The following is a 7,629-nucleotide window of genomic DNA, read 5'->3' on the forward strand; positions in this document are numbered from 1 at the left end:
AAGTGCCGAAACATTCGGCACTTTTTTATTATCTATTTGGTCATTTTAGCGATAATTATTATTTAAATCATAATCAAAATATTTTTATTAAAATATTAACAAAGTTCTTAAACTTTTTAAATTTATTTATTTAATAATTATCAAAATACGATAATAAAATGTGTATCTTTAATTGTTGGTAAATTAAAATTTGTCAAATTATGTTAATTTGTTAGACTTAATTTTGTGATTTTGATATACTTTGTAATAAGCAATCTATTTGCAATATTATTAAAAATAATTGCAAAATTGCAAATCCAAGATTTAATAATTTTTTATTTGTAAAGAAAGAAATATATTCAATTTTCACAAGGGGACAAAATATGAAGTTTGTTTTAGATGAAAAAAAGGTTGCGTTGCTAAAAGAGTGTATTGCAAGACACAAACAAAAGCCGGGACCGCTGATGCCGTCATTGCATGATGCGCAGAAGATTTTTGGCTGCATTCCTATTGAGGTGCAAAAAATCATATCTGAGGAGTTAAACGAATCAGTAGCTAAGATTAACGGCGTAGTTACATTTTATTCTAACTTCTCAACAGAACCCAAAGGCAAGCATGTTATAAGCGTTTGTTTGGGTACGGCATGCTATGTTAAGGGTGCTAATGAAATTTTGCAGGCTATAGAAGAAGTGCTCAAAATAAAACCTGGCGAAACATCAGAAGACGGTATGTTTACATTAGAAACCACTCGTTGCATAGGAGCTTGTGGTCTAGCCCCGGTATTTAAGATAGACGAAAAAGTTTACGGTGCGGCTAATAAAGATATAGCTAAAAAGGCTATAGAAGAAGCCTTGAAGGCATAGTTGTTTTTATTTTGGGATATTGGGAGAGTAAAATGATAAGTTTAGATTATTTGAATCAGACAAAGGCAGAAACAGCAGCTAAGATTATGCCGCAAAATCATGAAAATGGTTTTCGTGTTGTTGTAGGTATGGCTACTTGCGGACTTACTGCAGGTGCCAAAGCGATATATGATACTTTATTGCAAGAAATTACTCAAAAGAAATTAGATAATGTTGACCTTACACCTGTAGGTTGCGTAGGCGAATGTGCATTGGAACCGTTGGTTGAAGTTATTGACCATAATGGTCAAAAGACAACTTACTGCAAGGTCACTGTTGAAGGTGCAAAACAGATTGTTGAAAGCCATCTTTGCATGGGTGTTCCTGTAAAAGATTTGACAATCGACAATTTCAAGAAAATAGATGGAGCGCCTTTGCAGGTAAGAATTGCTTTGCGTAATTGCGGTGTAATTAATCCCGAAGATATAAATGAATATATTTGTTATGACGGATACAAGGCGTTGGGAAAAGTTTTGACCGAAATGACGCCTGAAGAAGTAGTTAATGTCATAAAAGAATCAGGACTTCGCGGAAGAGGCGGCGGAGGATTCCCCACCGGTCTAAAGTGGAGTTTGTGCGCTAAGAACAAGAGCGATCAAAAATATATTATTTGTAATGCCGATGAAGGCGATCCTGGCGCATTTATGGACAGAGCTGTCTTGGAAGGCGATCCTCACAGCGTCATAGAAGCTATGGCTATCGGCGGATATGCAATAGGCGCATCTCAAGGATATATTTATGTAAGAGCAGAATATCCTTTGGCGGTAGAAAGATTGAATCATGCAATTGATCAAGCATACAAAGCTGGCTTATTAGGCAAAAACATTTTTGGTTCAGGCTTTAATTTTGACCTTGAATTAAGACTTGGAGCAGGAGCGTTTGTCTGCGGAGAAGAAACTGCATTGATGGCTTCAATAGAAGGCGAACGTGGTATGCCTAGAAACAAACCGCCTTTCCCTGCAGATAAAGGTCTTTGGGGAAAGCCTTCAGTTATTAATAACGTAGAAACATTTGCCAACATTCCCGTTATTATCTTAAAAGGCGACAAATGGTTTGCTTCTATGGGTACTCAAAAGTCCAAAGGTACCAAGGTATTTGCTTTGGGCGGCAAAATCAATAATACAGGCTTATTAGAAGTTCCTATGGGAACTACTTTAAGAGAAGTTATATACGGTATAGGCGGCGGAATACCTAATGATAAGAAGTTCAAAGCGGTTCAAACAGGAGGCCCTTCTGGAGGATGTTTGACCGAAGAACATCTGGATACTCCTATTGACTATGACAATCTTCTCAATCTTAACTCTATGATGGGTAGCGGCGGAATGATTGTTATGGATGAAGATAACTGCATGGTGGATGTAGCTGAGTTTTATCTTAAGTTTACCGTTGAAGAATCATGCGGAAAATGTACTCCCTGCCGTGAAGGTACCAGAAGAATGCTTGAGATTTTGGATAAGATAAAGAGCGGCAATGGCACAATGGAAGATTTGACAGAGCTTGAAGAACTGGCTTTGTTTATAAAAGATTCAGCATTGTGCGCATTGGGACAGTCTGCGCCCAACCCTGTGCTTTCTACTTTGGCTAATTTCCGTGATGAATATATTGCACACGTTGTTGACAAAAAATGCCCTACAAAAGCATGCAAGGCTCTTATCAAATACTTTGTAACTGACAAATGTATTGGCTGCGGCAAATGTAAACGTAATTGTCCTGTTGCTGCAATTAGCGGCGATGTCAAGAAGGTACACAAAATTGATTCGTCTCGTTGCACAAAGTGTAACTTGTGTAAGCAGTCGTGTCCTGTTAACGCTATAATCTTAGTTTAGGAGAGAAGATGATGAATAATATTACATTGACTATAGATGGAAAAACTGTTACAGTACCTGAGAATTATTCTATTTTGGAAGCGGCTAAAACTGTCGGAATTAACATACCTAGACTTTGTTATTTGAAAGAAATTAACGAAACAGCAGCATGCCGTGTTTGTGTTGTAGAAATAGAAGGAATACGTTCTTTGAAGAATTCTTGCACAGTTAAAGTGCAAAACAACATGGTAGTACGCACCAATACCGAAAGAGTAAAAAAAGCAGTTAAGAAAAATCTTGTTTTGCTTGCTGCGAACCATAGATTTGATTGCTGGAAATGTCCAAGAGAAAGAAATTGTGAATTTTTATCACTTTTGAGGAAATATAATATTGATAATTATATGGGCGAACAGCCTTATCATAAGAAAAAGAACTATATTGTTAACATATCAGACGCTATAGTTCTTGACAACTCAAAGTGCGTTTTGTGCGGCAGATGCGTTTCAGCTTGTCAAAAGCTTGCAGGAACAGCTGTATTGGATTATAATGAACGCGGCTTTAATACTTATGTAAGCACGGCGCAAAATCACAATATAGATGACAGCGGCTGTATTTATTGCGGAAAATGTATTCAATCTTGCCCGACTGGAGCATTGAGAGAAAAAGAACAAATAGACGATGTTCTCAATCTTCTTGACAGCAAAGAATATTATACCGTAGTTCAGATAGCCCCTGCAGTCAGAGCTGCATTAGGAGAAGAATTTGGTTATCCCGTCGGTACTAATGTGGAAGGCAAACTTTACAATGCTTTGCAAAAACTAGGATTTGATGATGTTACTGATACCAACTTTAGTGCAGATGTAACTATATTGGAAGAAGGAACAGAATTTATAGAAAGATTTAAAGAGTTCCAAAGCGGAAATACGAAAGCATTGCCTTTGTTTACTTCTTGCTCACCAGGCTGGATAAGATATATAGAACAATATTATCCAGAATTTTTGTCCAATCTATCTTCATGCAAATCTCCTCAACAGATGCATGGAGCATTGACAAAACATTATTATGCGGCTAAGCTAAATATTGACAAGCAAAAGATAAGAGTTGTTTCTGTAATGCCTTGTATTGCTAAAAAATACGAAGCAAAGCGCCCTGAAATGGAAGCTGACGGCGTAAGAGATGTTGATTATGTTCTTACAACGCGTGAATTGGCTAGAATGATTAGAAGACGCGATATAGATTTCAGAGCATTGGAAGACATTGTTCCTTCAAGTCCCTTGGCAAAATATACAGGTGCGGGCGTAATCTTTGGAGCAACAGGCGGCGTTATGGAAGCAGCCTTGAGAACAGTTAGAGATATACTTGAAAATAAAGATTACAGTGACGTAGATTTTGCTGCGTTAAGAGGTGCTGGCGAAGGCATAAAAGAAGCTGAGCTTGAAATTGCAGGAAACAAGCTGACTGTGGCGGTAGTTCATGGTGCGGTTAATTTCCCTGAAATGTTTGAAAGAGTAAAACGTAATCCTAATAAGTACGCGTTTGTAGAATTTATGGCTTGTACAGGCGGTTGCATAAATGGCGGCGGTCAACCTATTCTCTGTGCTGAACTTCAAGAAAATATAGATGTTAGGGCTGAACGCGCCAAGGCTTTGTATAATATTGATGCCAACAAAGAATTGAGAAAATCACATCAAAACCCTGCTGTGATTGAATTGTATAAAGAGTATTTAGAAAAGCCTGGCAGTCACAAAGCACACCATATTTTGCATACGCATTACACCAAAAAGGATACGTATTCAAAATTATAAATTTTGGAGATGATTAAATGAAAAAAGTTTTATTTGCATTTATACTATCAATGATTATAGCTATGAGCGGTTTTGCTGTGATAGGATGCGATAAAACTAAAAGCGAAGTTAAGATTATGGTTCCTAACGGAATAACCTTAATCGCTGTGGGCAATCTTTATGATGAAAAAGATGTAAAAGTTGAAAATGTTAATGGACCTGATCTTTTATCCTCAGCTTTTACATCAAAATCACATGATATAGTGGTTGCACCTTTAAATCTTGGAGCAAAACTGTATAATAACAATCAGTCTGTTTATAAACTTGCTTCAATGATTACATTTGGAAACGTTTATATTGTTTCCAAAGAAGGAACACCGCTTGATAATTCTTTGGCAGATTTGGAAGGCAAAAAGATAATTGCTTTTGGGAAAGGTTCAACTCCTGATATAATCTTTAGAGCGGCATTGGCTAATAAAAACATTGAAATAAATGAAGAAAATATAACCTATCAATCAGGAGTAAGCGAGGTAGTTCCTCTGTTTAAGGCTAATAATTCTCAATATGATTATGCGGTCGTAGCAGAGCCTGTGGTATCGCAATTACAGATTAAGTTTGGACTAAAACTCAACATTGTTGATTTGCAGGTTGTATTGCAAAGCAAAATGGAATCAATACCTCAAGCAGGAATATTTGTTAACCCCGAATCTAAGAATCTTGACAAGATCAATGAAGTTTTATCTAAATTAAAAGCCGACATTAAAGAGCTTAATGATAACCCTGATGCTTATGCTCAAGATATTATTGACAAAAATGAATTTTTTGCTAATCTTACAAAAGAGGTAATTGCATCAGCTATAAAGAGCGGCAATGTGATCAATTATCTTGATGCAAAAGCTAATAAAAGCGTTGCAGAGCAGTATTTCGAGCTTTTGATGGAACAAAATCCTAACTTGTTGAACAAACTGCCTGAGGATACATTTTACTATTAATGAACAAAAGAAACAAAAATTACGGCTTTATATATGTAATACTTGGCGTATTATTTTTGATAATGCTTTGGATAACAGGAGAAAGGGTTGTTAACAATGACCTAGTAATACCAGATATTCAAAGCGTTGGCTTGGCATTGTTTGCTTTGTTAAAAAAGGGCAGTACATATTTAATAATCCTTAAAACTATTGGAAGGCTAGTTTTAACGATAGTCATTTGTGCGGTTATGACCGTATTATTGGCTTTTTGTTCGTACAAATCATCAGGGTTTGAAAATTTTTTCAAACCCTTCTTTGTAATTTTACGAACTATTCCAGTGGCCTCAATAATAATTATTTTATTATTTATGATAGGCAACGAATACAGTCCGTATTTTATAACTGCATTTGTAGTATTGCCTGTTATGTATGAGGGCGTATTAAATGGCTTTTTTGCAATAGACAGCACGCTGAAAGATGAGATAAGGCAATTAAGCAACGTTAATTTTAAAATCATTATGACTGTGTTTGTGCCTGTAACCTTGCCTTATATTATTGCATCATTTATCCAGTCATTTGGGTTAGGACTAAAGGTTATGGTAATGTCTGAGTTTATTGCACAGCCGACAGGCACAATAGGCTACACAATGCTGCAAGAAAAACTTTATTTAGATACTGCTGATATTTTTGCCTGGACATTGATTTTGGTGCTGTTTGTATTTTTGGTTGAATTAGCTGTTAAAAAAATTAAAAGCAAAATTAAATACTAATCTAGTTGCTTTTTCCATAGCAAAATAATCTCGTATTTTTATACGAGATTATTTTGTGTTATATGATAGTTTATTATATTAAGATTGCTTTGCTAAAGGTGTTTTATGATTTTTTTACTTGTGATTATTTATCTTGCTTTTATTAGTTTAGGTTTGCCTGATTCTTTATTGGGTACAGCATGGCCTACAATCTATACCAAATTTGGCGTTCCGCTATCTTATGCCGGTATTTTGTCTTTTACGGTATCGTGTGGAACAATAATATCCAGCTTTTTTAGCGCTAAGATCATACGCCGTTTCAAAACAGGCTTAACTACAGCGGTAAGCGTAGCTTTGACCGCTTTTGCTTTGATAGGGATTTCTTTTTCGATTAATTTTTGGATGATTCTGCTTTTTTGCGTTCCTTTGGGATTAGGTGCGGGCAGCGTTGATGCCGCTTTGAATAACTATGTTGCGTTGCATTACAAGGCAAGACATATGAATTGGCTGCATTGCTTTTGGGGAATAGGCGTTACTGCAAGCCCTTTGATTATGAGTTTTTGGCTTAATAAGGGTAGCTGGCAATCAGGCTATCTCACGGTTGGACTTATTCAGACGGGCTTGGTGATTATATTGTTTTTAACTCTTCCTATGTGGAATAGGGTAGGTAAAATCAAACAATCAAATCAAGATAAAATACAAGAAAACAAAGTTATTTCATTAAAAGAAATAATTAAAATCAAAGGAGCAAAGCCAGTTTTGTTGGCATTCTTGTGTTATTGCGCAGTTGAATGCACCGCAGGATTATGGGGAAACAGCTTTTTGGTAATAGCTAAGGGCATAGAAGTAAAAACAGCGGCTTCTTGGATTTCGTTGTATTATTTTGGAATAACATTAGGAAGATTTATTTCTGGTCTTTTGACTGTCAAAATGAGTGATAAAAGCCTTATTCGTCTTGGTCAAGTTCTTATTTTAATAGGCATAGTTTTGCTGTTTATTCCTTCGATAGATTTTATTATGTGTGTAGCATTTTTTGTTATAGGATTAGGATGTGCACCTATTTATCCGTCTATTATACACAGCACACCTAATAATTTTGGAGCAGATATATCTCAATCTATAATGGGTATTCAAATGGCATGCGCATATATAGGTTCAACTTTTATGCCACCGTTATTTGGACTAATCGCTCAATATATTAATATATCTTTGCTGCCTGCATTTTTATTGCTGTTTTGTATATTGATGATTATTATGTGCGAGCTTCTTAATAAAACCAAAAGAAATTCTACTAATTAATAAAAAATCCAAGTTTTTTTTGAACTTGGATTTTTAATTAATATTAGACTCTGGCATTTCCATTGCCGTTATTGTCTTGCTTATACATATACTTTATTACACCGACAGATGCTTTTTGAGGCAGGACTCTGCTTATAGCA

Annotated in this window: 6 protein-coding genes; all 6 read left to right on the forward strand. The window is 35.8% G+C overall.

Going from position 1 to position 7,629, the window contains the following annotated elements; all coding sequences use genetic code 11:
- The first annotated feature begins 362 nt into the window (after nt 1–362).
- The 6 genes from VIL26_07060 to VIL26_07085 all read left to right on the forward strand — a co-directional run bounded on the left by VIL26_07060 (nt 363) and on the right by VIL26_07085 (nt 7,489).
- Nucleotides 363–842 (forward strand): NAD(P)H-dependent oxidoreductase subunit E, encoded by a 480-nt coding sequence (locus tag VIL26_07060; protein HEY8390687.1) that lies wholly within the window; start codon nt 363–365, stop codon nt 840–842.
- A gap of 128 nt (nt 843–970) precedes the next feature.
- Entirely contained in the window at nt 971–2,707 is a 1,737-nt protein-coding gene (gene nuoF / locus VIL26_07065; protein HEY8390688.1) for an NADH-quinone oxidoreductase subunit NuoF, read from the forward strand.
- 11 nt (nt 2,708–2,718) lie between these two features.
- Nucleotides 2,719–4,491, forward strand: coding sequence for an NADH-dependent [FeFe] hydrogenase, group A6 (locus VIL26_07070; protein ID HEY8390689.1), 1,773 nt, complete (start codon nt 2,719–2,721; stop codon nt 4,489–4,491).
- Nucleotides 4,492–4,508: 17 nt separating this feature from the next.
- Nucleotides 4,509–5,462: a hypothetical protein gene (locus VIL26_07075; protein HEY8390690.1), complete on the forward strand. Its 954-nt coding sequence runs from the start codon at nt 4,509–4,511 to the stop codon at nt 5,460–5,462.
- Nucleotides 5,462–6,211 carry an ABC transporter permease subunit gene (locus VIL26_07080; protein ID HEY8390691.1) on the forward strand — a complete coding sequence of 250 codons (750 nt, stop codon included), beginning with the start codon at nt 5,462–5,464 and terminating at the stop codon, nt 6,209–6,211. The genes VIL26_07075 and VIL26_07080 overlap by 1 nt, the downstream gene beginning before the upstream one ends.
- Nucleotides 6,212–6,316: 105 nt before the next feature.
- Nucleotides 6,317–7,489 carry an MFS transporter gene (locus VIL26_07085; GenBank protein ID HEY8390692.1) on the forward strand — a complete coding sequence of 391 codons (1,173 nt, stop codon included), beginning with the start codon at nt 6,317–6,319 and terminating at the stop codon, nt 7,487–7,489.
- Nucleotides 7,490–7,629: the final 140 nt, after the last annotated feature.

The organism is Clostridia bacterium, assembly GCA_036562685.1.
Taxonomy (GTDB): domain Bacteria; phylum Bacillota; class Clostridia; order Christensenellales; family DUVY01; genus DUVY01.